Origin of the sequence: Sulfitobacter maritimus (assembly GCF_013346665.1) — a bacterium.
GTDB classification, from domain to species: domain Bacteria; phylum Pseudomonadota; class Alphaproteobacteria; order Rhodobacterales; family Rhodobacteraceae; genus Sulfitobacter; species Sulfitobacter maritimus.
The window spans coordinates 467,115-492,022 of record NZ_JABVBB010000038.1; the positions used below are offsets into that span (position 1 = coordinate 467,115).

The following is a 24,908-nucleotide window of genomic DNA, read 5'->3' on the forward strand; positions in this document are numbered from 1 at the left end:
TCTGCAATCGTTGCAGTGCCCATAAGGCCCCCCGCGCGCCCGCCGCGCGGGGTAAAACTATGAAAAGGCCCGCCTAGGCCAAATCAAATCACCCAGCAGGAGCCTTCCTCATGGCTAAGACCCCCAACGCGAACGGCAGTCAGATCACACTCGAAGAACTTTCGGATCAAATCACGCTTCTGAAAAAAGACATCGCGTCTTTGACAGAGACGTTGGGAGAATACGGCAAAGCGAAGTCCGAAGAGGTGCGCGACACAGCACGCGGCGCAGCGCAAGACTTGTCTGACGCCGGGCGCCTCAAAGCGATGGAAGCGCAAAAGCAGGCCGAAGAGTTTCTTCAAACGCAACCCGGAACCGCGCTTGGAATTGCTGCTGGTTTGGGCTTTCTCGTCGGTATCATAACGGCGCGTCGCTGATGCTTGCGAGCGTTATGCAACATCTGCGCGGCTCGGTTAGACGGGCCGCGCGGACAGCCATGCTGAGTGTCGGCGCGGCGATCATGCTTTTAATCGGCCTGTTGTTTCTGACGCTCGCCGCATGGCTTTTTCTTGTCACTATTGCCTCTGCACTGACCGCAGCCCTGATCTTGGGCGCGCTCTATCTTGGTGTCGGCTTTCTTATGCTGGCGCTTGCCAGTCCGCGTGACGGTGCTGCGCCCTCAAGACCTGCGGCGAGCAGCCCTAATCCGCCCGAACATGAGGGCGCAAAGAGCCTCGTCATGGCCTTTCTCGCCGGGATCACCGCTGGCCAGAAAGCACGTCGCTGATAGTCGATAGCAAAGTGTTGCTGGAAAATGGGCGGGCCACATAGTCGAGACCCGCTGCCGCCTCAACTGTGTGCGGCGTGTCGTCCACGATCAGCACAACCGGGAACCAAGCCCGCAGATTGCGCAGTTCGGGCAGCCACTGCTGGATCTCTTCTTGGGTAACAGAGAACACGGCCACGCCGATTTCACTGATCTTATCGACGATGCGGGAAATGTCGAAAGCATCGAGAACGTCAATTTTGCATTGCGGATACGCGGCGGAAAGAGTTTCGTTGATATCCGAACATACCACTGGGTCCGGTTCGTAGATCAGGATAGACATGGCTCTTCCCCCGGGGGTTAAAAGTATCTGTCTAGGCTGCTCGCACAGGCCGCGCATTAAACTATGACATAGAAGGGCAGATTTAACCAATGCCGACACAATGCCGCTATTGTCCGTTGCAGCGCAAAGAAGCTTTCCTGCCCATGACCAAAGAAGAACTTATGTTCATGGAGAAGTTCAAATCTGGTGAGCTGACGGTCGAGCCCGGCACTCCGATCCTTTTGGAAGGGTCAAACGCTCCCCAGCTTTACACCGCACTATCCGGCATGGGCATCCGCGATAAGACCTTGGAAAACGGCAAGCGGCAGGTCATCAATTTCGTGTTTCCGGGCGATTTTATCGGCTTGCAGGCCGGTGTGATGGGCGAGATGGGCCATTCGGTTGAGGCACGAACCCATATGCGGCTCTGCGTTTTTAACCGCAGTGAGTTCTATAGCTTTTTCAAATCCCACCCCGAACGCGCCTTTGACATCACCTGGCTTGCCGCTATCGAAGAGCACTTCATGGGCGAAGTGCTCGCCACCATTGGCCAGCGCACCGCTTCGCAGGCGATCGCTTGGGCCTTGCTCAAGATTTTCGAGCGCGGCCAATCACTTGGCATGGTCACGCACAATCAAATGCCACTGCCCTATACGCAGCGCGATCTGGCTGATGCGCTTGGCCTGTCGCTGGTGCATACCAACAAAAAAATCGCCGCGCTTAGGGAACGGCAATTGCTGTCTTGGGCAGACGGGGTCTTGCAAATCAACAGTGTCGAAGCCTTGGCCAAAGAAGCGCTGACAACGCCGGGACAGCGCCAAAAGCGCCCTTTGATGTAGTCGCTCTCAGTCGTGTTCCAGCTTGATCCAAGTATCCGCCGCCTCGGCCCCCCGCTGACCGCGGGGTTTGGGAGGGCCAACGGTGCTGTCAGGCCGGGTGCGCCGTTCGATCTGGGCGTTTAGTGATGCACCAAAGAGGATGAGAAAACTACTGATCCAAAGCCAGACCAACATCGCGATCACCGCCCCGATAGAGCCATACACCTGATTGTAATTGCCAAAGTTCGCCACATAGTAGGAAAACCCTACAGAGACGGCTGCCCAAGACAAAACCGCCAAAACGGCCCCGCTGCTCAGCCACGCGATCCGCGCTGCACGGCGGTTGGGACCAAATCGGTAGAGCACACCAACGCCCGCGAAAAGCACCACCACAGCCACCGTCCAACGCAGCAAATCAGCTACCGCAACAGCCAGTGGCCCGAGCGGCAGAAAGCTCAGGACAATGGGCGCCACCACCACGGTCAACAAGGCCACGATCCCCACGGCAACAAGGCTCAGCGTCAACAGCAAAGCATGCGCATAATGCCGCGCAATCTTGCGGTTCCGCTCGCCGTAAACCGTATTCAGCCCAATCACCATCGCACCGACCCCGGCACGCGCCGACCAGAGCGCCACCAGCAAAGACACGACCCCTGCCCAACCCAACGTATCCGCACGCGCCGTCACCAGTCCTGTGACCTGCGAATACAGGATATCATAGACATCATTAGGCAAAAGGCTGCGCACTTCCTCTAACTGGGCGATCGCCACGGCCGGGTCCGAGATCAGCCCAAGCAGAGCAATCAACGCCGCCAAAGCCGGAAAGAGCGATAGCATGGCGAAAAACGCCACCCCGGCCGAGATAAGCGCAAGATTGGCTTCTGACGCCTGTGTCAGACTGGCTTTGAAAGCATCCCAGTAGATCGCCGGGCGTGACGGAAGGCGGCGTTGTATCAAAGAGAACCCTTTTCTATCCAAGCCGGTCGGAGGGGCGAAAACCTAATCTTCACTCTCTTCCACATCGTCGCGAACCTGCCCCCAAGCTACAAGGGTGAAGATCAGCGTCCCGCCGATAATGTTGCCCAGAAGCACCGGCAAGAAGAACCCAAAAATCGCCTGCATCCCGCCAAGGCTGCCGTTAAGCACCAGCACAGCCATCTCTACGGACCCTGCGACAATATGGGTGAAATCCCCCGCGGCGATCAGCCAAGTGAAGGTTAAGATTAAAAAAAATGCCGCCTCATCGGCCTCAGGCAGCATCCAGACGATCAGCGCCACAATCACCCCCGCAGGAATGCCGCGCCAAAACCCTTCGATGGGCTCCATTCCTGTCGCATGTTCCGACAGCGCAATCATGGCCGGCAAAACCTCTGCCGGGATCGCGGGCGTGAAAATGAAAAGCGCGGCAGCCCCGAATGCCCCGACGACGTTGGCGCTTAACACCACGGTCCAAAGTCGGGCGACGCTGGCCAAAATACCCAAGCTGCGTTCCTGCATGAGCGGCAAGACGGTAGTGATCGTGTTCTCGGTGAAAAGCTGCATCCGCCCCATGATCACCGCAATAAAACCAAGCGAATAGCCGATATTTTCAACCAGATACCGCCACCCTGCTTCCGGCAGATAGGTACGAAAGATCGCCTCCCCCAGCACCGAAAGACTGATCAGCATACCCGCAGAGATACCGGACCAGATCACAGAGCGGTTGGTGCGGTTAAGCTCATTGCGCCCTTCGCGCCGGATCACTTCATAGATCAGCTTAGGCGACAGCGCCGCCGCGTTGCTGACAGAACGTTCCTCGGCGGCTTCCGACACGGCGGACTGCGGGGGTTTGTTCCGGATCAAAGGGGCCATGCGTTTTTCCTGAATATATGGACAAGAGAAACTTAGCGCGGACTGAGACATCTGACAGAAAAAAGGTCAGGCGGAGCCGTACTGTCACTCTCGCACAGGGCACTTATCCCATCTGTTTCAGTGATTTCGATGCGAGGGTCTTGCTAATCCCGCAAAGCCGATCAAACATGCGCCCCATGACCAGTAGAACCTCATCCGCCATCGATGCCAAGCGTGACGACCTGATCGCGCTGACCCAAGATCTCATCCGGATCCCGACCCTCAACCCACCCGGGCAAGATTATCTGGCGATCTGCGAATATCTTGACCGCCGCCTGTCAACGCATGGGTTTGAGACACAGTTGATCCGCGCCCATGGCACCCCCGGTGACAGCGAGAAATACCCTCGTTGGAACATCATCGCCCGCCGAGAGGGCGTGCGCAGCGGGGAATGCGTTCATTTCAACAGCCACACTGACGTGGTCGAAGTTGGCGCAGGCTGGACTTTCGATCCTTTCGGTGCCGAAATCTCTGACGGCAAGATCTATGGGCGCGGCACCTGTGACATGAAGGGCGGACTGGCCGCATCTATCATCGCCGCCGAAGCCTTCATCGAAACACATCCCGATTTTGAAGGCGCGATTGAAATCTCTGGCACCGCGGATGAGGAATCCGGCGGTTACGGCGGCGTAGCCTATCTGGCGGAGCAGGGGTTCTTTAATCCCACCAAGGTGCAGCACGTCATCATTCCCGAACCGCTGCACAAAGACCGCATTTGCCTTGGCCACCGCGGTGGCTGGTGGGCCGAGATCGAAACCAAAGGTGAGATCGCCCACGGCTCCATGCCTTTTCTGGGTGACTGCGCCGTGCGCCATATGGGCGCGGTGCTGCATGAATTCGAAGACAAGCTCTTCCCCGCCATGGCCGCACGGCACACCGATATGCCCGTTGTCCCCGAGGGCGCGCGGTCCTCGACCATGAACATCAACTCAATCCATGGCGGCCAAGCCGAGCAGGCCGAAGATTTCGACGGTCTGCCTGCCCATTGCGTCCCCGATTCCTGCCGCATTGTGATCGACAGACGGTTCTTAGCAGAAGAGCCGCTCGACCAAGTGCGCAACGAGGTGACCGACCTGCTCGAAGGCCTCCGCGCCAGCCGGCTGGATTTTGACTACACCTTGACCGAACTCAACGCCGTGCTGCCCTCAATGACCGACCGCGAAGCGCCAGTGGTACAAACCGTTTCCCGCGCGATTCAGGATGTTATGGGCAAAACAGCGGAATATGTCGCCTCCCCTGGCACTTATGACCAAAAGCACATCGACAGGATCGGCAAGCTCAAAAACTGCATCGCGTATGGCCCCGGCATTTTGGAGTTGGCGCATAAACCCGACGAATACATTGGTATCGACGATATGATGGATTCCGCCAAAGTCATGGCCGCCGCGCTCGAATCCCTGCTCCTGCCCCAAGCCTAACCGTTGCGGCACATCCCGCGTCCAAGACCGAGCGCTACCGCCCTATCTTCATCCTTTTAAAAATACCGCATCCCGCCCTCTCCCCGGGCGGGACATTTGCGGTTAGCCCCGCACATCCATCGAACTGCACAGCGCCAACCCTTCCACAATCGCCGTTAATGCCGCCCCGCGATGCAATTCAGCACGGGGGAACCGTTCGCGCAGAGCAGCCTCAACCACCTGCATAAGGCTGGACCCGCCGACAAAGATCAAACGATCCACCGCCGCCGGGTCTATCTCCGCTTTTTGCAAAGTCGTTTCCGCCGCCATGCCGATCTGCTGGGCCAGTGGATCAAGCCGTTTGCGCACCCAGTCGCGGGGCAAGGGCAGGGTTGCGCGGGGTTTTAACATTGAGACATCTATAACCGGCTCTGCCTCGCCCTCGGCCTCATTCGCGCGGATTTTTCCGGCCTCAACCGCAAAGGCCAGATCATGGCCCAGTTCTTCGTCCAACACTTTGACCAAGCGCGCCAACCTCTTGGGGTGCTCTGCGTATTTCAGCAGATCCGCCGCGGCGCGCCGTGTCTCTGGCCCGTAGAGGAAAGGTATCTTGGCCCAGGTCGCGAGGTCATTGAAAATCGCATTGGGCGCAAGATGGGTGCCGTCGCCAAAGCTATGCCGGATTTCGCTGCCCATACCCAATTGCGGCATCACCCGGCCAATCGACAAAGACCGGTCAAAATCGGTGCCGCCCAACCGGATTCCATAACTGGCCAGAATGTCGATCTCGTCAGTGCCGCCTTGGCGGAAAAGTGTGAAATCCGATGTGCCGCCGCCGATGTCGACCACCAGACCCAAATCCCCGGGGCGCAGGGCTTGGCGGTTGGCCAGCGCTGCGGCTTCGGGCTCATTCATGAAATCCACCCGGTCAAACCCCGCCCGAGCATAGGCTTCGCGCAAATCTTCGAGCGCCTGCGCATCACGCCTGTCATTGGCGGAATGAAACCGCACCGGGCGTCCTGAAAGCGCTGCGGTAAACTGTTGACCCGTCGCCGCCTCGGCCCGGTCCTTCACCCTTGCAAGAAAGCGCGCGACAATGTCGATAAAATCCAAGCGCTCAGCCAAAAGCAGGCGTTTCTCGCGCATGAGACTGGTGCCGAGCAAACTCTTTAAGCCGCGCATATAACGCCCCTCGGCTCCGGCAAGCAAAGCCTCTGACGCTGCCGCGCCCAGAAGCATCTCTTTGGCCTCGGCATCAAAAAAGACCGCAGTTGGTAGCGTCTGCGCATCGGCTTCCAATGCAATGAGACGTGGGACCCCGTCCGGTGCGATACCAGCGGCAGTGTTGGAAGTTCCGAAATCGATACCAAGCGTCGCCATGGTCTTCTCCTGTCGTCACGATCTCGCCGGTCAGCGAGCGCCATTGCAAAGGCCGGGCGATACCCTCCTTAACTGCGCTTGGCAACGAACGCTGGCGCCGCCCACAGCTTTTGGCTAGCCTTCGAAAAAACACGACAACTTGGGAGCAAATCATGAACCGTTTCAAAAGCCTGATGACCGGGGGGGCAGCCGTTGCCTTGGCCATTGCCGCCACTGGCGCTTGGGCCAAAGACGATATCACCGTCGCCCTACAGCTTGAGCCACCGCATCTTGATCCAACCTCTGCGGCGGCCGGGGCGATTGACTCGGTGCTTTATTCGAACGTTTTCGAAGGTCTTACCCGTTTCATGGGGGACGGCTCCGTCGTGCCGGGGCTGGCTGCATCTTGGGATATTTCCGAGGACGGGCTGACCTACACGTTCAAACTGCGCGAAGGCGTCACATTCCACGATGGCACCACAATGGACGCCGAAGATGTGAAATTCACGCTCGACCGGATCAACGCCGAAGATAGTGCAAATGCGCAAAAGGCGCTCTATTCCTCTATCTCAGAGGTGAAGGTCACCGACCCCCAGACCGTGGAAATTACCTTGAGCGAACCGAACGGCAATATGCTGTTCAATCTGGCATGGGGTGATGCAGTGATCGTCGCGCCCGAGAGTATTGAGGGGATCAAACAAACGCCCATTGGGACCGGCCCATTCAAATTTGACGACTGGAGCCAAGGCGACAAGATTACGCTCTCGCGCTACGACAATTATTGGGGGGAGGCGCCTGCGTTAACCGGTGCGACGTTCAAGTTCATCTCAGACCCCACCGCTGCCTTTGCCGCCGTCATGGCAGAAGATGTCGATGTTTTCGCCGGTTTTCCCGCCCCAGAAAACATCCCGCAGTTTGAGGCGGACCCACGGTTTCAAGTCTTAATCGGCTCGACCGAAGGTGAGACCATCCTGTCGATGAACAACAAGCAGGCGCCTTTTGATGATATCAAAGTGCGGGAGGCCGTGGCCCATGCCATTGACCGGCAGGCGATTATTGACGGTGCGATGTTTGGGTACGGAACCCCAATCGGCACTCACTTTGCACCGCACAACCCGGACTATGTCGATCTGACCGAGATGAGCGACTATGACCCCGAAAAGGCGAAAGCGCTTTTGGCCGAAGCCGGTTTTGAAGATGGATTTGAAACAACCCTGCACCTGCCCCCACCGTCCTATGCCCGCCGTGGCGGAGAGATCATTGCTGCGCAATTGGCGGAGGTAGGCATCAAAGCGCAGATCACCAATGTCGAATGGGCGCAGTGGTTGGAGACCGTGTTCAAAGGCAAGAATTTCGGCCTGTCTATCGTAAGCCATACCGAACCTATGGATATCGGCGTCTATGCCAATCCGGATTACTATTTTCAGTATGACAACCCTGAGTTTCAGGCTCTGATGGCCGAGTTCAACAAAACCGCCGACCCGGCGCAGCGCAGCGATATGCTTGCCAAGGCGCAGACGATAATCGCTGAGGATTACGTGAATGGCTATTTGTTTCAGCTGGCCTTTCCGACCATCGCCAAAGCAGAAGTGCAAGGCCTGTGGACCAATGCGCCAACGCAGGCCACCGATCTAACGGCAGTTCGCTGGGCTGAATAATTTCTCAGGCTTAGCACAAAAAAAGGGCGCGCTGGATAGCGCGCCCTTCGTCGTCAAATAGATTGACTATCAGTTTTTGCCGCGCAGGCCCGCAGCAGCTTCGCTGACCAATGCGTCAGGGTTCTGGTCGCAGACGACGGCGAAATCTTCCATCTCCTGCTCCATCTCGGTATCAGCCATTTCGTCGGCTTCTTCAGAGTCTTCGACAGCTTTCGTGTTGTCGATCAACGAATCTTCGGTCTCTTCGGCATCGGTGGCCTCAGCAGCGGTCGTGTCGCTCGGCTCGGTGCCGTCGTTTTTGGTCTCTGTGATCAGGGAACCTTCGCTGTCGCTGGTTTCCAGCTCGGCGATTGCCATCGATGCGACTTCCATTTTATCTGCATCGCTCAATTCTTTATACTGCGCGCAGGTCATGGTTGCCATGTCCAGGTGCGCTGCGGCAAAGGCGGGTGCGGAAACGGTGCCCGTAAGGCCGGCGATCGCAAGTGTTTTCAGTGTCGTTTTCATTCTTTTTCTCCTGTTTCGCTGTTCTCCCCAGCACAACCCGGTCATCGGTGGTTGGTTCCCAACACATTTTGTGAATGAAGGTACGGTGTCCGGAAAAATGACTAACAGGTTGGAGTTGTTTGTTAAAATCTGGGCGATCTTTGGCTCACGCCGCCGTGACAGCACAATTGTGTCCCATGCGCCTCGCGACACTGGTCAAAGTTATCGTCCCCTCTGGACCCTCTGAGCCGCGCCGCCTAACGTCGCGCCATGCTACGATATGCGACGAAACGATTTCTCTCATTGCTCATCAGTCTGGCCGTTGCCTCGCTGGTGATTTTCGTCGTGATCGAAGTGGCACCGGGCGATCCGGCATCCTTTATGCTAGGCCTGAACGCCCAGCCTGAAACACTGGCGGCATTGCGGTCTGAACTGGGGCTCGATCAGTCGCGGCCGGAACGGTATCTCGAATGGGTCAGCGGCATGCTACAGGGGGATTTTGGCACCTCTTACACCTATCGCACACCAGTCACTGAAATGATCGGAGATCGGCTGTGGGTCTCCGTGCCTTTGGCGCTCTATGCGCTGGCGCTGTCGATCCTTGTTGCGTTCCCGGCAGGTATCTTTGCAGCCTCACGCCGGGGACAAGCGGGTGATGTTGGGGTCATGGGGGCCACGCAACTGGGGGTGGCGGTGCCGAACTTCTGGTTTGCGATGATCCTCGTGCTGATCTTCTCAATCAATCTGCGCTGGTTCTCAGCGGGCGGTTTTGTCGGTTGGGACAAAGGCCTCTTTGCTGGGTTGCACGCGCTGACCTTGCCTGCGATTGCGCTGGCTTTGCCGCAGGCGGCGATCCTTGCGCGGGTCATGCGCTCGGCCTTGCTGGATGTGTTAGACGAAGATTTCATGCGGACCGCGCGGGCCAAGGGGCTGACCGCGCGACAGGCACTTTGGCGACATGGGCTTCGCAATGCGCTGATTCCGGTGCTGACGATCATCGGCTTGCAGTTCTCTTTCCTGCTGGCTGGGTCGATTATTATCGAGCAAGTCTTTTACCTGCCGGGCCTTGGGCGTCTGGTGTTTCAGTCAATCTCGGCGCGGGATCTGATCGTGGTCGAGTCGGTCGTGATGCTCTTGGTCTTTTCGGTAATCTTGGTGAACTTCCTCGTTGATCTGGCCTATGGCGCCGTCGACCCTCGGCTGAGGGCGCGCACATGAATCGCAATCTGCTACTTGGTGCCGCGCTGACGTCGATCTTTCTCTTGGCCGCGCTGATCTCCTTTGTCTGGACGCCTTATGACTATGCCGGGCTCGACATCGCGAATAAGCTGCGCGGGCCTTCGTTGGCCCACCCCATGGGGACAGACCACTTCGGGCGCGATATTTTGAGCATGATCATGGTCGGTGCGCGTACCTCCATCGCCGTGGCTTTGGTGGCGGTGGGGATCGGCATGGGGGCGGGTGTGCCGCTGGGGCTTTGGGCGGCTGCGCGGCGCGGGAGCCTTGTGGATGAGGTCATCATGCGCGGCAATGATCTGGTTTTCGCGTTTCCGGCCATCGTTATCGCCATCTTGATCACAGCGGTGTTCGGTGCCGGAGCGATCAATGCGATCATTGCCATCGGTATCTTTAACATTCCCGTCTTTGCGCGGATCACCCGCGGTGCAGCCCTGTCGCTTTGGCAGCGCGAGTTCATCCTTGCCGCGCGGGTTGCAGGCAAATCTGCCGCGCGTATTTCAGCGGAGCATATCCTGCCCAATGTTGCCAATCTGTTGATCGTGCAGGGGACCATTCAGTTCTCGCTCGGTATCCTTGCCGAAGCGGGGCTGAGCTATGTCGGCCTTGGCGCACAGCCGCCCTTGCCCTCTTGGGGGCGGATGCTGGCTGATGCGCAGACGATGGTGAGCATTGCGCCGCATATGGCGTTAATGCCCGGTTTCGCGATCATCCTCACGGTGCTGGGGCTGAACCTGATGGGCGACGGATTGCGCGATCTGCTTGACCCGCGATTGAGGGTGGCACGCACATGACGTTGTTAAGTGTTTCCAACTTATCGCTGTCGATCCATGGGCTGCGCATTCTGGACGGTGTCACCTTCTCTGTCGCGCCGGGAGAAATCGTAGCGGTGACCGGCGAAAGCGGCTCAGGCAAATCAATGACCGCGCTAGCCGCGATGCAGCTGTTGCCCAAAGGCACGACGACCAGCGGCCACGTTATGTTGGGCGATGACGACCTGACACAGATGAGCGAAGCTGCGCTTTGCGGTGTCCGTGGCAATGACATCGGCATGGTATTTCAAGAGCCGATGACCGCGCTGAACCCGGTGCAGACCATTGGCCGTCAAGTGGCTGAAACCATCCGCGTGCATGAACCGAGTGTATCGCGCGCTGAGGCAGAGGCCCGTGCTGCCGATACGTTAGCCCGCGTCGGACTGCCGCAAGACCGTTTCCCCCTCTCGCGCTATCCGCATGAACTTAGCGGTGGGCAGCGCCAGCGCGTGGTCATCGCGATTGCCATCGCCCTGCGCCCCCGTCTGCTGATTGCTGATGAGCCGACGACCGCCTTGGATGTCACCACACAGGCACAGATCCTGAAACTGCTCACCCGCTTGGCCCGGGAAGATGGGATGGGGCTGTTGATGATCACACATGACCTCGCTGTCGTCGCAGATATGGCCGACCGCATTGTCGTTATGCGCAAAGGTCAGATCGTCGAGCAAGGTGAAACGCAAAGCCTTCTGCGCGACATGCGTCATCCCTATACGAAAATGCTGTTTGAGGCTTCGCGTCATGAGGTCGACCTGCCAGAAGCACCGGCGCCTATGCCTTTGCTGGAGGTCAAAGACGTCTGTCGTGATTACCGCCTGCCGCGCAAAACGCTCTTTGGCCAGCCGGGACATTTTCGCGCCGTAGATAACGTCAGCTTTACGCTTAACCGAGGCGAGCGTCTGGGGCTGGTTGGTGAGTCCGGTTGCGGAAAATCGACCCTAACGCGGGCAATCTTGGGTCTTGAGCCCGTGCAAGAAGGGAGCATCCTGTTGGATGGGCAACCTGTCTTTACAGGTACGAAGCCCAACCTCGACGTGCGGCGCAAATTGCAAGTGGTGTTCCAAGATCCCTTCGGCAGTTTTAACCCGCGCCACCGTGTGGACCGGCTGGTGACTGAGCCTTTTCATCTGCTCGACAACGCACCGCAGGGGGCCGAACGGACCCGCGCCATTGATGAAGCACTGACCGCTGTAGGGCTTACACCCAAAGACGCACGGAAATACATCCATGAGTTCTCCGGCGGCCAGCGCCAGCGGATCGCCATTGCCCGCGCCCTAATCATCCGGCCAGAGTTGATCCTCTTTGATGAGGCCGTAAGTGCGCTTGATGTGTCTGTTCGGGCGCAGATTCTCGATCTGCTGGCCGACCTTTGTAGTCATTACGACCTGACCTACCTCTTTATCTCGCATGATCTATCGGTGGTGCGCAGCGTGACAGATCGGGTCTTGGTCATGAAATCTGGGCAGATCGTCGAAGCGGGCGAAACTGGGCAGGTTTTCGACGCGCCACAGCATCCTTATACCCAAGCGTTGATCGCGGCCGCGCCGGTGTTGCCGGACTTGTCTTTGGCCGCAGGATAACGGGCCGATTGATTGAAAAGAAAAAGCGTCCTAACGTAGTGGTGAGATTCCCGCACTGCGGGCGCGGCTGGCATCTGGCCCTCCACGCAAAGTGGAATTTCCCTCGGCGGTTCAATTGCATAATCGTCCTGGCGCTCTACTTGTGCATGCAATGGCGTCCGCCTAAAGGGGGGATCGCCAATATAACAATGGGAGACATCTTATGAAAATGTTCAAAATGCTCGCGATGACCGGTGCCATGGTGGCCGGCACTGCGGCCATGGCTCAGGAAAAGTTCATCACCATCGGCACCGGTGGCCAGACGGGCGTTTACTTCGTCGTCGGCCAGTCGATCTGCCGTTTGGTGAACCGCGGCACCGCGGATCACAACCTGAAATGCACTGCGCCGTCGACCGGCGGGTCCATCGCCAACATCAACGCGATCAAGGCAGGCGATATGGACATGGGCGTGGCCCAGTCCGACTGGCAGTTCCACGCTTACAACGGTTCTTCGCAGTTCGAAGGCGACAAGTTCGACAACCTGCGCGCGGTCTTCTCTGTGCATGGTGAGCCGTTCAACGTGATCGCCCGTGCCGACAGCGGTATCGAGACTTTTGACGACCTCAAAGGTAAGCGCGTCAACATCGGCAACCCCGGTTCCGGTCAGCGCGCCACCATGGAAGTCGTGATGGACGCCAAAGGCTGGACGCTGGACGATTTCGCGCTGGCCTCCGAATTGAAGCCCGCAGAGCAAGCTGCTGCTCTGGGCGACAACAAAGTTGACGCGATCATCTACACCGTGGGCCACCCCAATGGCTCCATCCAAGAAGCCGTGTCGACCATCGACGCCAAGCTGATCCCCGTTGAAGGTGACGCGATCCAAGGTCTGATCGACGACAACCCCTACTATGCCGAGGCCACCGTGCCGGGCGGCATGTACAAGGGCACCGACGAAGACGTGAAAACCTTCGGCGTGAAAGCGACATTCGTGACCTCCGCCGATGTGGAAGACGATGTGGTCTATCAGGTTGTGAAAGCCGTGTTCGACAACTTCGACCGTTTCAAGCGTCTGCACCCGGCCTTTGAAAACCTGACCGAAGAAGAAATGATCTCTGGCGGTCTCTCCGCGCCGCTGCACCCCGGTGCAGAGAAGTATTACAAAGAGCAAGGTTGGCTCGAGTAATCTATCCGTGACATGATAGCTCTGGCGGCGGTACGCTGCCGTCAGAGACCCGAGGAAGAACAATATAAGCACCCGTCTTAAGACGGGGCTGACAGGGGGACGATATGTCAGAGAAGGACCAGCAACAGGCGGCGGCCGTCGAAACCGCCGCGACCGGTGACCGAGGCGGGTTAAGCCAAGCGGAACTGGACGAACTTGTCGCTTCTTCTGATACCGGCGGACGCTCTGTCGCCGGGTTTATGGGCACTTTGCTGTTGCTCGTCGCGCTGGCTTGGTCACTGTTTCAACTCTACATCGCATCGCCCTTCGGTCTGTTCAATGACACGTTGGCCCGCTCTATCCACCTGGGCTTTGCCGTTTTCCTTGGCATTATGGTTTTCCCGGCCACACGCACCAGTTTTCAGGTGGCACTTGGCGTGATCGTTCCCATCGTGCTCGCCGCGCTCTTTATGGCGAGTACCAAGGATTCCACCGCTATCTGGTGGATTCCGATCCCCGCCGCTTTTGTGATCGCGACAGTGTTGCTCGGCTCGCCCAAGAACCGCATTCCGATCTGGGAATGGGCCTTGGCCATCGTTGGTACATTCTGCGCGTTGTACCTCTTTATCTTTTACCGTGATATCGCCAACCGCGTCGGCGCGCCGATCCTGCCAGACTATATCGCAGGGGTTACCGGACTGTTAATCCTGCTCGAAGCCACCCGCCGCGCCCTTGGTCCGGCGCTGATGATCGTGGCGAGCGTCTTTCTTTTCTACACCGTGCTTGGCCCCTATATGCCCAGCATCATCGCGCATAAGGGCAACAGCCTGAGCGAGATCGTGAACCACCAGTGGATCACCACCGAAGGCGTCTTTGGCATCGCGCTCGGGGTGTCGACCTCCTTTGTGTTCCTCTTTGTACTCTTTGGTTCGCTGTTGGATCGGGCAGGGGCGGGCAATTACTTCATTCAAGTCGCCTTTAGCCTCATGGGCCATATGCGCGGCGGTCCGGCCAAGGCGGCGGTTGTGGCCTCGGCGATGACCGGCCTTATCTCCGGCTCTTCAATCGCCAATGTGGTCACGACCGGTACCTTCACCATCCCACTGATGAAGAAGGTCGGTTTCTCCAGCGAGAAGGCAGGCGCGGTCGAAGTGGCGTCCTCCGTCAACGGGCAGATCATGCCGCCCGTGATGGGGGCTGCGGCCTTCCTCATGGTCGAATATGTCGGCATCCCCTATTTCGACGTGGTCAAACACGCCTTTCTGCCTGCGGTGATTTCCTACATCGCGCTGGTCTACATCGTGCATCTTGAGGCGATGAAGGCCGGGATGCAGGGTCTGCCGCGTGCCTATACGCCCAAGCCGCTGGTGCAGCAGCTCATTGGCATCGCCTTTGCAATTATCGCGATCTGCGCACTGTCTTTCGCGGTTTACTATCTGATGGGCTGGATCCGCCCCGCCTTCCCGGAAACGGCGGGCTATATCATCTTTGTCTTCCTCACGGCGGTTTATGTCGGGCTGCTATACGTGGCGAGCAAGGAAGAGCCGCTGAAATTGGACGACCCGAATGCCGAGGTGACGTCCCTCCCGATGCCCGGCCCGACTGCGCGGTCTGGCCTGCATTTCATCCTGCCGGTGGTCGTGCTGGTCTGGGCGCTGATGGTGGACCGTCTGTCGCCCGGTCTGTCGGCCTTTTGGGCAGCGGCCTATATGATCTTTATTCTGCTGACGCAGCGCCCCTTGATGGCGATGTTCCGGGGCGAGAGCCAGTTTGTGAACGATGTGAAAGCAGGAATTCTTGACCTGATCGACGGGCTGGTCACCGGCGCGCGTAACATGATCGGGATCGGCATCGCTACGGCGACAGCTGGTATCATCGTCGGCGCAGTGAGCCAGACCGGCGTTGGCTCGGCACTGGCGGATGTGGTCGAGGTGCTCTCGGGCGGCAATATCCTTGCGATCCTCTTCCTGACGGCGATCTTGTCGCTGATCCTTGGCATGGGCCTGCCCACCACGGCGAACTATATCGTCGTCTCTGCGCTGTTGGCGCCGGTGATTGTCACGCTGGGCCAGCAGAACGGGCTGATCGTGCCGCTGATCGCGGTACACCTGTTCGTGTTCTACTTTGGCATCATGGCGGACGTGACCCCGCCGGTGGGCTTGGCGAGTTTCGCCGCCGCTGCCGTGTCGGGCGGTGATCCGATCCGCACGGGTCTGGTGGCCTTCTTCTACTCGCTGCGCACTGCCGCGCTGCCGTTCTTGTTTATCTTTAACACGGAGTTGCTGCTGATTGGTGTTACATGGGGGCAGGGGCTGTTTATCTTTGTCGTGGCCACCATTGCGATGCTGCTCTTTGCGGCGGCCACGCAGGGTTGGTTCCTTGCCCGCAACCGGTTTTACGAAACCATCGCGCTCTTGCTCATCGCCTTTACCCTGTTCCGTCCGGGCTTTTGGATGGACATGATCTATCCGCCCTATAGCGAAGAAGCCCCAACCGAAATTGTCCAAGCGGCTGAAGAAACGCCAGCCGGCGAACGGCTGCGGCTGCGGGTATCTGGCGTGAATGATTTAGGCGATCCATTGGAGTTTGTCGCGCTGCTGCCCATCGGCGCGGGGGAAACCGGGGCTGAGAAACTCGAAGCCGCTGGCCTGATGTTCCGCGAGGACGGCGACAAGATGATCATCGACGATGTGGTCTATGACAGCCCGGCACAGGGCGCGGGCCTTGATTGGGACCAAGAGGTGCTGCGCGTGCTCAAGCCGATGCCGCAACCCAGCAAATACTGGATGTTTATTCCCGCGCTGCTGCTGCTGGCGCTGGTCGTCTTCTTACAACGGGGCCGTGCTGCGCGTGACACTCGCAAGCCCGCGACAGCCTGAGGAGAGCGCCATGTTTGACAATATCTTGCTGACGGTTGACCTAAGCGACCCCAAATCTTGGGAAAAAGCGCTGCCACAGGCGATTGATATGATCCGCCTGTCCAAAGGCACGCTACATATCCTCTCGGTCGTGCCAGACATGGGCACGCCGCTCGTCGAAGGGTTCTTCCCGGCGGATTATGAAAAACAGGCCACAGGACGGGCGGCCAAAGCGCTTGAGCGTCTGGTCGAGCAGGAAGTGCCAGATGACGTAAAGGTGAAGCAGCACCTCAAATTCGGCAAGATCCACCGTGAAGCGCTGAAAACGATAAAGAAATCAAACGCTGATCTTGTGGTTATGGGCTCTGAGCATCCCGACAGTCTGCGCGAATTCCTTGTCGGGTCCAATGCCGACCGCATTGTGCGCCGTTCGCCTGTTTCCGTTTTGGTCGTGAGGGCGTAAGAAACGTGCGTCGCGGAGATAAGCAAGGAAATGGTCCATTGCGCCGCGTTGTTCGGAGTATTCACGCATGACCCCCTTTGCGATTGCCGGCGTGCAGATGTACGTCAATGCCTTGCAGCCCAATGTCGACGGCATGATCCAGCGGCTCGACATTCTGATGGCGCGGTTCCCTTGGACGCAGATGGTGCTGTTCTCTGAACTGGCGCCTTTCGGTCCGCTGGACCGCTTTGCCCTGCCGCCAGAGAATGAGACGATTGAGCAGTTTCAGGCCGCCGCGCGCAAACATCGGGTCTGGCTGATCCCCGGTTCGATGTTCCTGAAGCATCCCGAAGATGGCCGCGTCTACAACACCTCGGTCGTCATCAATCCCGAAGGCGAGGTGGTGCGCCGCTATGCCAAGATGTTCCCCTTCCGCCCCTATGAGGCAGGGATCGCCGCAGGCAATGAATTCTGCATTTTCGATGTGCCGGATGTGGGCCGATTTGGCCTGTCGATCTGCTATGACATGTGGTTCCCTGAAACGACGCGGCAGCTGACTTCACAGGGTGTGGAAGTGTTGCTGCATCCGGTGCTGACCGGCACCACCGACCGCGATGCGGAACTTGCTATCGCACGGGCGACGGCGGCGCAGTTCCAGTGCTATATCTTTGACGTGAATGGTCTGGGCGCTGGCGGTGTCGGCAAATCATGTGTCGTCGATCCAACCTCGATGGTGTTGCATCAGTCGGCGGGGCAGGAGGACATGTTCCCGATTGAGATTGATCTCAACATGGTGCGCCGTCAGCGTGAGACGGGGATCAAGGGACTGGGGCAGTTGCTCAAATCCTTCCGCGACCGTCCGGTCGACTTCCCGGTCTATGACCGCGACAGCGGCGCGGATGCCTTCCTGCACACGCTTGGCCCGCTTGAAGTTCCACAGCAAGGCTCCCGCGCTGGTCTGCATGTCGACGTGCCGGGCCAACAGGTGCCCGCCGAAATTCCAACTTACAAAGGCAAGAACGGTTTCCCACCTGAGCCGCTTGCCAGCCCCACCGCCGGTACGGCGCCTGAGGTGGCGCAAACACCGGCGCCCGCAGCCCCCGCCGCGGCGATGCCCGATCCAGAGACAACGCCCGAAACGCCCGGGCTGAACGAACATACCAGCGGCTAGGCCGGGGCGAGGGTCGCGCAAAGCGTGACCTGAAGCATCGGTCGGCCCTTCAGCAGAGGACGACTGATGCATTCTATGAACGACTATTCCTCGGCCATTCAACTGCGGTCGGATCGGTGGAGCGCCCTGCGCGCCGCCGCCGCCGCCATGTCGCGCGACCCGAAGGGCAAGGCCGCGGCGCAAGTGCGCGAGGAAATCGAGGCGCTGTTTGACTCGCTGGCGTTGATCGAGCCCTATTGGGCCTTCCCCGGCATGAGCGCCTTTGATCACATGCGCCGCCAGTTCGCCCATGGCAATTTCGAAGATCTAGCCTTTGCGGTGAACCGCGTGACCCGCGCCTTGACCACCGGCGCATATCGCCGTCGCACGATCCCGCTGGAGCGCGACAGTCTGGATCAGGACGAGCATGACGACGAGGCGATGCTGCCGCCTGAAGCACGCGCCTTGGCTAAACCCTATTTCGAAGTGCTCATCGTCGACAATGTGAACGAGCATCAAGAGCGCTGGCTGCGCAGCAACGTTACCCGGATGCGCCGCACCGAAGACCCGTTCATCTATGAAGCCGTCGTGGTGCCGAGCCTCGAAGACGCCTTGATCGCAGTCATGTTTAACCACAACATTCAAGCGATCGTCGTGCGTCCGGGGCTGACGCTGAAATCAAAGGTGGATCAGTCTATATTGACTCGCTACCTCGCGCGCGCAGGGGGCCGGGATGAGATCGACGCGCTGGAGCCTGAGAGCTACGGCCCGGAACTCTGCCGGATGATCGCTAAAGTGCGGCCTGAACTGGATGCCTATCTGGTCACCGAACGCTCGGTCGAGGATATCGCGGGGCTCGATTTGGGGATTTGTCGGCGGGTTTTCTACAACCAAGAAGACTTTATGGAGTTGCACCTCAATATCCTGCGGGGGGTGCAGGCACGGAATAAGTCACCGTTTTTCACAGCGCTGGTGGAGTATTCAAAACAGCCCACCGGGGTTTTCCACGCCATGCCCATCAGCCGCGGCAAGTCGATCACGCGCAGCCATTGGATTCAGGATATGGGGGCGTTCTATGGCCCTAATATCTTCTTGGCCGAGACGTCCGCCACCTCCGGCGGGCTCGACAGTCTGTTGGAACCGAGTGGTCCGATCAAAGAGGCGCAGGAACTGGCGAGCCGCGCTTTCGGCTCTAAACAGACGTTTTTCGCCACCAATGGCACCTCAACCTGCAACAAAATCGTCGTGCAGGCGCTGGTGCGGCCCGGTGATATCGTGCTGGTCGACCGCGACTGCCACAAGTCGCACCACTACGGCATGGTGCTGGCGGGCGCGCAGGTAAGCTACCTCGATAGCTATCCTCTCAACGAATACTCGATGTACGGCGCCGTACCGCTGCGGGAGATCAAGGAGCGGCTGCTGGAGCTAAAGGCCGCAGGCAAGCTCGACCGTGTGCGGATGCTTCTGCTGACCAACTGCACCTTCGACGGGCTGGTCTATAACGTCGAGCAAGTCATGGAGGAATGTCTGGCAATTAAGCCCGATCTCATCTTCCTCTGGGACGAGGCATGGTTCGCATTCGCCCGGTTTAGTCCCACATATCGTCAGCGCACCGCAATGAACGCGGCCAATGTGCTGCGGGAGAAGTTCAAGTCCGAGGCCCATGCCGACGCCTATGAGGCACAGCAAAAGACGCTGAAGGACGCGGACGACGAGACCCTACTCAACACCCGTCTGATTCCGCCACCACAGGCGCGGGTGCGGGCCTATGCCACGCAGTCGACCCACAAGACGTTGACCTCGCTGCGTCAAGGGTCGATGATTCACGTTAATGACCAAGACTTCAAAGGCGAGGTCGAGCAGAGCTTCCACGAAGCCTATATGACCCACACCTCCACCTCGCCGAACTACCAGATCATCGCCTCGCTGGACGTGGGGCGGCGTCAGGTCGAGCTTGAAGGGTTCGAGTTCGTACAGCGGCAGGTCGAAGCCGCGATGTCGATGCGCCGTGCGATCAGCGAGCATCCCCTCTTGCGGAAGTATTTCAAAGTGCTTTCCGCCGGAGACATGATCCCAGAGCCGCACCGCGAAAGCGGCGTGACCAGCTATTACGACGTGGAGCAGGGCTGGACTGATATGTGGGATTGTTGGGAGCAGGATGAATTCGTGCTCGACGCAACCCGCGTGACCTTGGCCGTGGGCGGCACCGGCTGGGATGGCGATACCTTCAAGACGCAGATTTTGATGGATAAATACGGCATCCAGATCAACAAGACCTCGCGCAATACCGTGCTGTTCATGACCAACATCGGCACCACGCGCTCCTCGGTCGCCTATCTGATCGAAGTATTGGTCGAGATCGCCAAATCACTCGACGATCTGTTGGATGATGCCAGCCGGATGGAGCGTCTGTCCTTTGATCGCCGCGTCACCAACCTGATGGAAAACTACCCACCGCTGCCGGATTTCAGCTGCTTCCACGATGCCTTCCGCGCTGCTGACACGCCCGAAGGCGACATCCGCACGGCCTTCTTCCTCGCCTATGATGAGAAGAACTGTGACTACCTCGATCTCAACGGCTCGCTGCAAGAGGCGATGGACGCGGGCGATACCGTGGTCTCGGCCAGTTTCATCATCCCCTATCCGCCCGGCTTTCCGATCCTCGTCCCCGGACAGGTCGTCAGTCAGGGAATTCTCGATTTCATGCGCGCCTTGGACGTGAGCGAGATCCACGGATACCGGCCCGATCTGGGTCTGCGTGTCTTCACCTCCGAGGCGCTCAACCGCGTGCGCGGCAAAGACCTTTCTTCTTCACCCGTTTGACCAAAAGGACCTACGACATGGCAACAGTACTTAAGAATATCTCTGAAATCCGCCGGTTCTTTCATCGAAACGAAGACCCTGTTTATTTCATCTCGGCCACCAATTTTAACCTGTTGGGCCTGGATGAATGGGTGAAGAACTTCAAATATATCTGCTACATCGACTGCTACGGCGGCAAACATCCCAACGTCTTTTGCCCCTCGGAACAGCCGCACGCGGAGTTCCAGAGCATTGAGGATATCAACAACTACCTCCTGCAGCACAAAGAGGTCATCGACTTCATCAAGCGCCGCGGCGGCAAGCCCAAGTTTGTCTTCTTGATGTTCGACGAAGAAACCGAGCGCTTATCCAAAGAGCTTGGCGCCGAAGTCTGGTTCCCGAAGGCCAAACTGCGCCAATCGATGGACAACAAGATCGAGACCGTGCGCATCGGCAACAAGGCCGGCGTGCCATCGGTGCCCAATGTGCTGGCCGAAGTAAAGTCTTATGAGGATTTGAAAAAGACCTGTGAAAAGGCAGGGATTGGCAATGATCTGGTGCTGCAATCAGCCTATGGCGACAGCGGGCACACGACGTTCTTTATCAAATCCGAAGCTGACTTCCGCCGCCATGAGAGCGAGATCGTCGGTGAAGGTGAGATCAAGATCATGAAGCGGATTGACTGTCGTGGTGCCGCGATTGAGGCTTGCGCCACCAAAGAAGGCACGATCGTTGGCCCGCTGATGACCGAACTCGTAGGCTTCAAGGAACTGACGCCCTATCGCGGCGGCTGGTGTGGCAATGAAATCCTCGCCACAGCTTTCCCGCCCAAGGTGCGCGAGAAGGCGCGTGATCTGACGTTCAAGTTCGGTGAGCAGCTGCGCAAGGAAGGCTATCGCGGCTATTTCGAGTTGGATTTCCTGATCGACAAAAAGACCGGTGACTTGTGGCTCGGCGAGCTAAACCCGCGCATCACCGGCGCCTCTTCGATGACCAACCACGCCGCTTTTGCCCATGCCGACGCACCGCTCTTCCTGTTCCACTTGCTGGAGTTCTCGAAAAAGAAGTTCAACCTTGATGTGGACGAATTAAACGCCCGCTGGGCCGATCCTCAGAATATCGACGGGTGGAGCCAGATGGTCATCAAACACACCGATGACAGCGTCGACATCTGCACCGAAGCGCCCGAGACCGGCATTTACAAGATGAAGGAGGACGGCAGCGTGGTCTTTGACCGCTTCGATTACCACCGCCGGGCGGTGGAGAGCGAGAACGAAGCCTTCTTCCTGCGTATCCTGCAACCGGGTGATTACCGCTATGAGGGGGCCGACATCGGTATCCTTGTGACGCGGGGTCGTTCGATGACGAAGTCTTTCCAGTTGAATGAGCGGGCGAAAAAGTGGATTCACGGGATCAAGCGCAGCGTGGACGGCAAACCCATTCCCTCTGCTTCTGCCGGACCGGAGTTTTCGGACCCGGCGTTCAAGATCCTGTAGCAAGATGAAAGGCCGCGATGTACTGGCGCGCACTGTCCGAAGATCAGCCCGGCCCCAAGTGGGCCGGTCTCTTCGCGGCCTATTGGCCGGACTACCACGCGTGGTGGCTAAAGGAAGGTGAGGCCGCGCGGCCGACCTATGCCCAATGCCGCCGCGCCTTGGGTAAGCACATGCCCGAGATGCTGCCGCTGTATGACGAGCTTTGCACCCTCGCGGGTGGCGGCGATCATGCGGCTCGGTTCCTGAGTTTCTACTGTTTGCCCCCCTATCTGGCAGCCTGTAGCCAAGCGATCTGGGCGGGCAAGGAGCCTGTCATGGTGCGTAACTATGACTACAATCCCAAATCCTTTGACGCGATGGTGCTGCGGACCAATTGGCAGGGGCGTCAGGTTATGGGGACATCGGATGGGCTTTGGGGTTTGGTCGATGGGGTGAATGATGCCGGGTTGGCGATATCGCTGACCTTTGGCGGGCGGCGTGTGGTGGGCGATGGCTTTGGCGTGCCTCTGATCCTGCGCTATGTTTTGCAGACCTGCGAGACGACAGAGCAAGCGAGCGAGGTGCTGGCCCGCGTGCCGACGCATATGAGCTATAACGTCACCGTGCTTGACCGCAAACGCAACTACATCACGGCCATGATGGCGCCGGATCGGCCTGCGGTAATCACCCGCGCTGCGGTGGCGACGAACCATCAGGAGAACGTCGAATGGGTCAGTCACGCTCGCTTTACTGCGACGGTTGAGCGCGAGCGTTATTTGCTGCAACGTTTGCGTCTGCACCGCGACCCGGAGGAGAAGTTCATCAACGCTTTCCTGAAACCCCCGCTCTATTCTACCGCCTTTAAAGCGGGCTTTGGCACGCTTTACACAGCCGTGTACCGGCCCCGTAAACGCGAGATGGAATTGCGTTGGCCGGGGACGGTCTGGTCGCTGTCTCTCTCTGACTTCAACGAAGGAGCGCGGGAAGTGCTGATGCCGGGGGCCGCATGAACGACGGGACGCGCACAGGGCCATTGGCCTCTTTAAGAGTTGTCGAATTCTCCGGTCTTGGCCCGGCGCCGCTGGCGGGGCAGTTGCTGGCGGATCTGGGGGCCGATGTAATCACGGTGGACCGCAAAGCCGCCCCTGCCGATCCGTCTGAAATCAACCGTCGCGGCAAGCGCTCGGTCGTTTTGGATCTAAAATCGCCTTCGGGTTTGGCGGCCGCCAAGCGGCTGATTGCCTCCTGTGACGTGCTGATCGAAGGCTTCCGCCCCGGTGTGATGGAGCGTCTTGGTCTCGGGCCAGAGGACTGTCCCGAGCGCCTGATCTATGGCCGCATGACGGGCTGGGGGCAAACAGGACCTTGGGCGCAAAGAGCAGGGCACGACATCAACTATTTGGCCCTGACCGGCGCGCTTCATGCGATGGGGTCGAAAGACACGCCGCCTGTGCCGCCGCTTAATCTGGCGGCAGACTATGGCGGCGGCACGATGTTTTTATTGTTCGGCATCCTTTCAGCGGTGATCGAACGTGGCGTCACGGGCAAGGGGCAAACCGTCGATGCGGCTATGGTCGACGGTGTGCCTGCGATGATGGGGCTGATCCACGGGATGCTGGCGCAGGGGGCATGGACCGAAGAGCGTGCGTCGAACTGGCTTGATGGCGCCGCGCCCTTCTACCGCTGCTACACATGTTCAGACGGGAAATTCATTGCTGTAGGCGCGTTAGAGCCGCAGTTCTTTGCCATTTTGCTGGAGCGGCTAGAACTGCCTGCGGAATACCTCAGCACTCAAAATGACAGGGCAACTTGGACCGCGCGAAGCGCTGAGTTTGCCGCCCTTTTCGCCACCCGAACAAGGGACGAATGGGCGGCGCATTTCGATGGGACAGATGCCTGCGTGGCCCCTGTTCTCAGCTTTTCCGAAGCGCCAAATCATCCGCAAATGGCGGCCCGGCGCAATCTGGTCGAGGTGCAGGGCGTGCCGCAATCTGGTTATGCGCCGCGCTTCGGAGCCCACAATCCACGGATGCCCACAGCGCCGCGTGCGATAGGAGGGGATACTGCCGAGGTGCTGGCTGAGATCGGCCTGACCCCCGACGATCTAACATAAAAGCCCCCGGCGACGATGCCGGGGGCAATCTCTTTCAACATGGATCGAGTTAGGCTGCTCTGCGCTCGTGTTTGCCTTCTTCGATCTCTTCGACGATCTTGGACACAAAAGCGTCCAGATCATCTGGCGACCGGCTGGTTACGATGCCTTGGTCGGTCACGACCTCGCTGTCTTCATATTTCGCGCCCGCGTTCTTCACGTCTGTCGCGATGGAGGGATAGCAGGTGGCCTTGCGCCCTTCGATGACGCTCGCCTCAATCAGCAACCACGGAGCGTGGCAGATTGCGGCCACCGTCTTGCCGCTATCATGGAATTTGCGGATCAGCGAAACGGCGTCTTTGTTCACCCGCAGCAAGTCCGGGTTGATCTGACCGCCCGGCAGGACAATGGCGTGATAGTCCTCGACCTTTACATCGGCCAGAGCAAGATCGGCGGGGATGCTGTTGCCCCAGTCATCTTTGTCCCAACCTTTAATCTCGTCGCCTTCGGGGCTGGCCACACGCACGGTGGCTCCACGATCCCGTAGGTCTTTCAGTGGCTTTTCCAACTCCGATTGCTCAAAGCCATCGGTGGCGAGGATCAGGATTTTCGCAGTGTTGATATCGGTCATTGCTGTCTCCTTTT

General features: G+C 58.6%; 22 protein-coding genes. 16 read left to right on the forward strand and 6 right to left on the reverse strand.

Annotated elements, in window-relative coordinates:
* Window positions 1–110: 110 nt before the first annotated feature.
* Both HTT03_RS17065 and HTT03_RS17070 read left to right on the forward strand, forming a co-directional pair.
* Window positions 111–416 carry an ElaB/YgaM/YqjD family protein gene (locus HTT03_RS17065; RefSeq protein WP_174860984.1) on the forward strand — a complete coding sequence of 102 codons (306 nt, stop codon included), beginning with the start codon at window positions 111–113 and terminating at the stop codon, window positions 414–416.
* On the forward strand, window positions 416–766 hold the full coding sequence (locus HTT03_RS17070) for a phage holin family protein (protein ID WP_174860985.1): 351 nt from the start codon (window positions 416–418) through the stop codon (window positions 764–766). The genes HTT03_RS17065 and HTT03_RS17070 overlap by 1 nt, the downstream gene beginning before the upstream one ends.
* Here the strand turns inward: HTT03_RS17070 and HTT03_RS17075 are convergent.
* Window positions 738–1,088, reverse strand: a complete 351-nt coding sequence (locus HTT03_RS17075) for a DNA-binding transcriptional response regulator (RefSeq protein ID WP_174860986.1) — start codon at window positions 1,086–1,088, stop codon at window positions 738–740. The two genes, HTT03_RS17070 and HTT03_RS17075, sit on opposite strands and share 29 nt — an antisense overlap.
* 89 nt (window positions 1,089–1,177) lie before the next feature.
* On the opposite strand from HTT03_RS17075, the gene HTT03_RS17080 reads away from it, so the two are divergent.
* The gene (locus HTT03_RS17080; RefSeq protein ID WP_174860987.1) at window positions 1,178–1,906 is read left to right on the forward strand and encodes a Crp/Fnr family transcriptional regulator; all 729 of its coding nucleotides are present in this window, start codon (window positions 1,178–1,180) and stop codon (window positions 1,904–1,906) included.
* A 6-nt stretch (window positions 1,907–1,912) separates the two neighbouring features.
* On the opposite strand, the gene HTT03_RS17085 is transcribed toward HTT03_RS17080, so the two are convergent.
* Together HTT03_RS17085 and HTT03_RS17090 are read right to left on the reverse strand one after the other, a co-directional pair.
* Window positions 1,913–2,842, reverse strand: a complete 930-nt coding sequence (locus HTT03_RS17085; protein ID WP_174860988.1) for a YihY/virulence factor BrkB family protein — start codon at window positions 2,840–2,842, stop codon at window positions 1,913–1,915.
* Window positions 2,843–2,884: 42 nt separating this feature from the next.
* A complete protein-coding gene (locus HTT03_RS17090) occupies window positions 2,885–3,736 on the reverse strand; it encodes a formate/nitrite transporter family protein (protein WP_174860989.1) in 852 nt (283 codons plus the stop codon).
* Window positions 3,737–3,912: 176 nt separating this feature from the next.
* Here HTT03_RS17090 and HTT03_RS17095 point away from each other — a divergent pair, with 176 nt between their 5' ends.
* On the forward strand, window positions 3,913–5,193 hold the full coding sequence (locus HTT03_RS17095; RefSeq protein WP_174860990.1) for an acetylornithine deacetylase/succinyl-diaminopimelate desuccinylase family protein: 1,281 nt from the start codon (window positions 3,913–3,915) through the stop codon (window positions 5,191–5,193).
* Between the two features lie 102 nt (window positions 5,194–5,295).
* Here HTT03_RS17095 and HTT03_RS17100 read toward each other — a convergent pair whose 3' ends face one another.
* Window positions 5,296–6,552: an Hsp70 family protein gene (locus tag HTT03_RS17100; RefSeq protein WP_174860991.1), complete on the reverse strand. Its 1,257-nt coding sequence runs from the start codon at window positions 6,550–6,552 to the stop codon at window positions 5,296–5,298.
* 152 nt (window positions 6,553–6,704) lie between these two features.
* Here HTT03_RS17100 and HTT03_RS17105 point away from each other — a divergent pair, with 152 nt between their 5' ends.
* Window positions 6,705–8,189 (forward strand): ABC transporter substrate-binding protein, encoded by a 1,485-nt coding sequence (locus HTT03_RS17105; RefSeq protein WP_174860992.1) that lies wholly within the window; start codon window positions 6,705–6,707, stop codon window positions 8,187–8,189.
* Between the two features lie 69 nt (window positions 8,190–8,258).
* Here HTT03_RS17105 and HTT03_RS17110 read toward each other — a convergent pair whose 3' ends face one another.
* The gene (locus HTT03_RS17110; RefSeq protein WP_174860993.1) at window positions 8,259–8,696 is read right to left on the reverse strand and encodes a hypothetical protein; all 438 of its coding nucleotides are present in this window, start codon (window positions 8,694–8,696) and stop codon (window positions 8,259–8,261) included.
* Window positions 8,697–8,945: 249 nt separating this feature from the next.
* Here HTT03_RS17110 and HTT03_RS17115 point away from each other — a divergent pair, with 249 nt between their 5' ends.
* The 11 genes from HTT03_RS17115 (at window position 8,946) to HTT03_RS17165 (ending at window position 24,284) form a co-directional block, all read left to right on the forward strand.
* Window positions 8,946–9,893, forward strand: coding sequence for an ABC transporter permease (locus tag HTT03_RS17115; protein WP_174860994.1), 948 nt, complete (start codon window positions 8,946–8,948; stop codon window positions 9,891–9,893).
* The gene (locus HTT03_RS17120; RefSeq protein WP_174860995.1) at window positions 9,890–10,705 is read left to right on the forward strand and encodes an ABC transporter permease; all 816 of its coding nucleotides are present in this window, start codon (window positions 9,890–9,892) and stop codon (window positions 10,703–10,705) included. The genes HTT03_RS17115 and HTT03_RS17120 overlap by 4 nt, the downstream gene beginning before the upstream one ends.
* Entirely contained in the window at window positions 10,702–12,303 is a 1,602-nt protein-coding gene (locus tag HTT03_RS17125) for an ABC transporter ATP-binding protein (protein ID WP_174860996.1), read from the forward strand. The genes HTT03_RS17120 and HTT03_RS17125 overlap by 4 nt, the downstream gene beginning before the upstream one ends.
* A 202-nt stretch (window positions 12,304–12,505) precedes the next feature.
* Entirely contained in the window at window positions 12,506–13,465 is a 960-nt protein-coding gene (locus HTT03_RS17130) for a TAXI family TRAP transporter solute-binding subunit (RefSeq protein ID WP_174860997.1), read from the forward strand.
* A gap of 104 nt (window positions 13,466–13,569) precedes the next feature.
* On the forward strand, window positions 13,570–16,323 hold the full coding sequence (locus tag HTT03_RS17135) for a TRAP transporter permease (protein ID WP_174860998.1): 2,754 nt from the start codon (window positions 13,570–13,572) through the stop codon (window positions 16,321–16,323).
* A gap of 10 nt (window positions 16,324–16,333) precedes the next feature.
* A complete protein-coding gene (locus tag HTT03_RS17140) occupies window positions 16,334–16,765 on the forward strand; it encodes a universal stress protein (RefSeq protein ID WP_174860999.1) in 432 nt (143 codons plus the stop codon).
* 67 nt (window positions 16,766–16,832) lie between these two features.
* Window positions 16,833–17,915 (forward strand): carbon-nitrogen hydrolase family protein, encoded by a 1,083-nt coding sequence (locus tag HTT03_RS17145; RefSeq protein WP_174861000.1) that lies wholly within the window; start codon window positions 16,833–16,835, stop codon window positions 17,913–17,915.
* Between the two features lie 66 nt (window positions 17,916–17,981).
* Entirely contained in the window at window positions 17,982–20,717 is a 2,736-nt protein-coding gene (locus HTT03_RS17150; protein WP_174861001.1) for an aminotransferase class I/II-fold pyridoxal phosphate-dependent enzyme, read from the forward strand.
* 17 nt (window positions 20,718–20,734) lie between these two features.
* Window positions 20,735–22,192, forward strand: a complete 1,458-nt coding sequence (locus tag HTT03_RS17155; protein ID WP_174861002.1) for a biotin carboxylase — start codon at window positions 20,735–20,737, stop codon at window positions 22,190–22,192.
* A 17-nt stretch (window positions 22,193–22,209) separates the two neighbouring features.
* Window positions 22,210–23,181: a C45 family autoproteolytic acyltransferase/hydrolase gene (locus HTT03_RS17160; protein WP_174861003.1), complete on the forward strand. Its 972-nt coding sequence runs from the start codon at window positions 22,210–22,212 to the stop codon at window positions 23,179–23,181.
* Window positions 23,178–24,284 (forward strand): CaiB/BaiF CoA transferase family protein, encoded by a 1,107-nt coding sequence (locus HTT03_RS17165; RefSeq protein ID WP_174861004.1) that lies wholly within the window; start codon window positions 23,178–23,180, stop codon window positions 24,282–24,284. The genes HTT03_RS17160 and HTT03_RS17165 overlap by 4 nt, the downstream gene beginning before the upstream one ends.
* Before the next feature lie 49 nt (window positions 24,285–24,333).
* Here the strand turns inward: HTT03_RS17165 and HTT03_RS17170 are convergent, their stop codons facing one another.
* Window positions 24,334–24,894 carry a type 1 glutamine amidotransferase domain-containing protein gene (locus HTT03_RS17170; RefSeq protein WP_174861005.1) on the reverse strand — a complete coding sequence of 187 codons (561 nt, stop codon included), beginning with the start codon at window positions 24,892–24,894 and terminating at the stop codon, window positions 24,334–24,336.
* Between the last annotated feature and the right edge of the window lie 14 nt (window positions 24,895–24,908).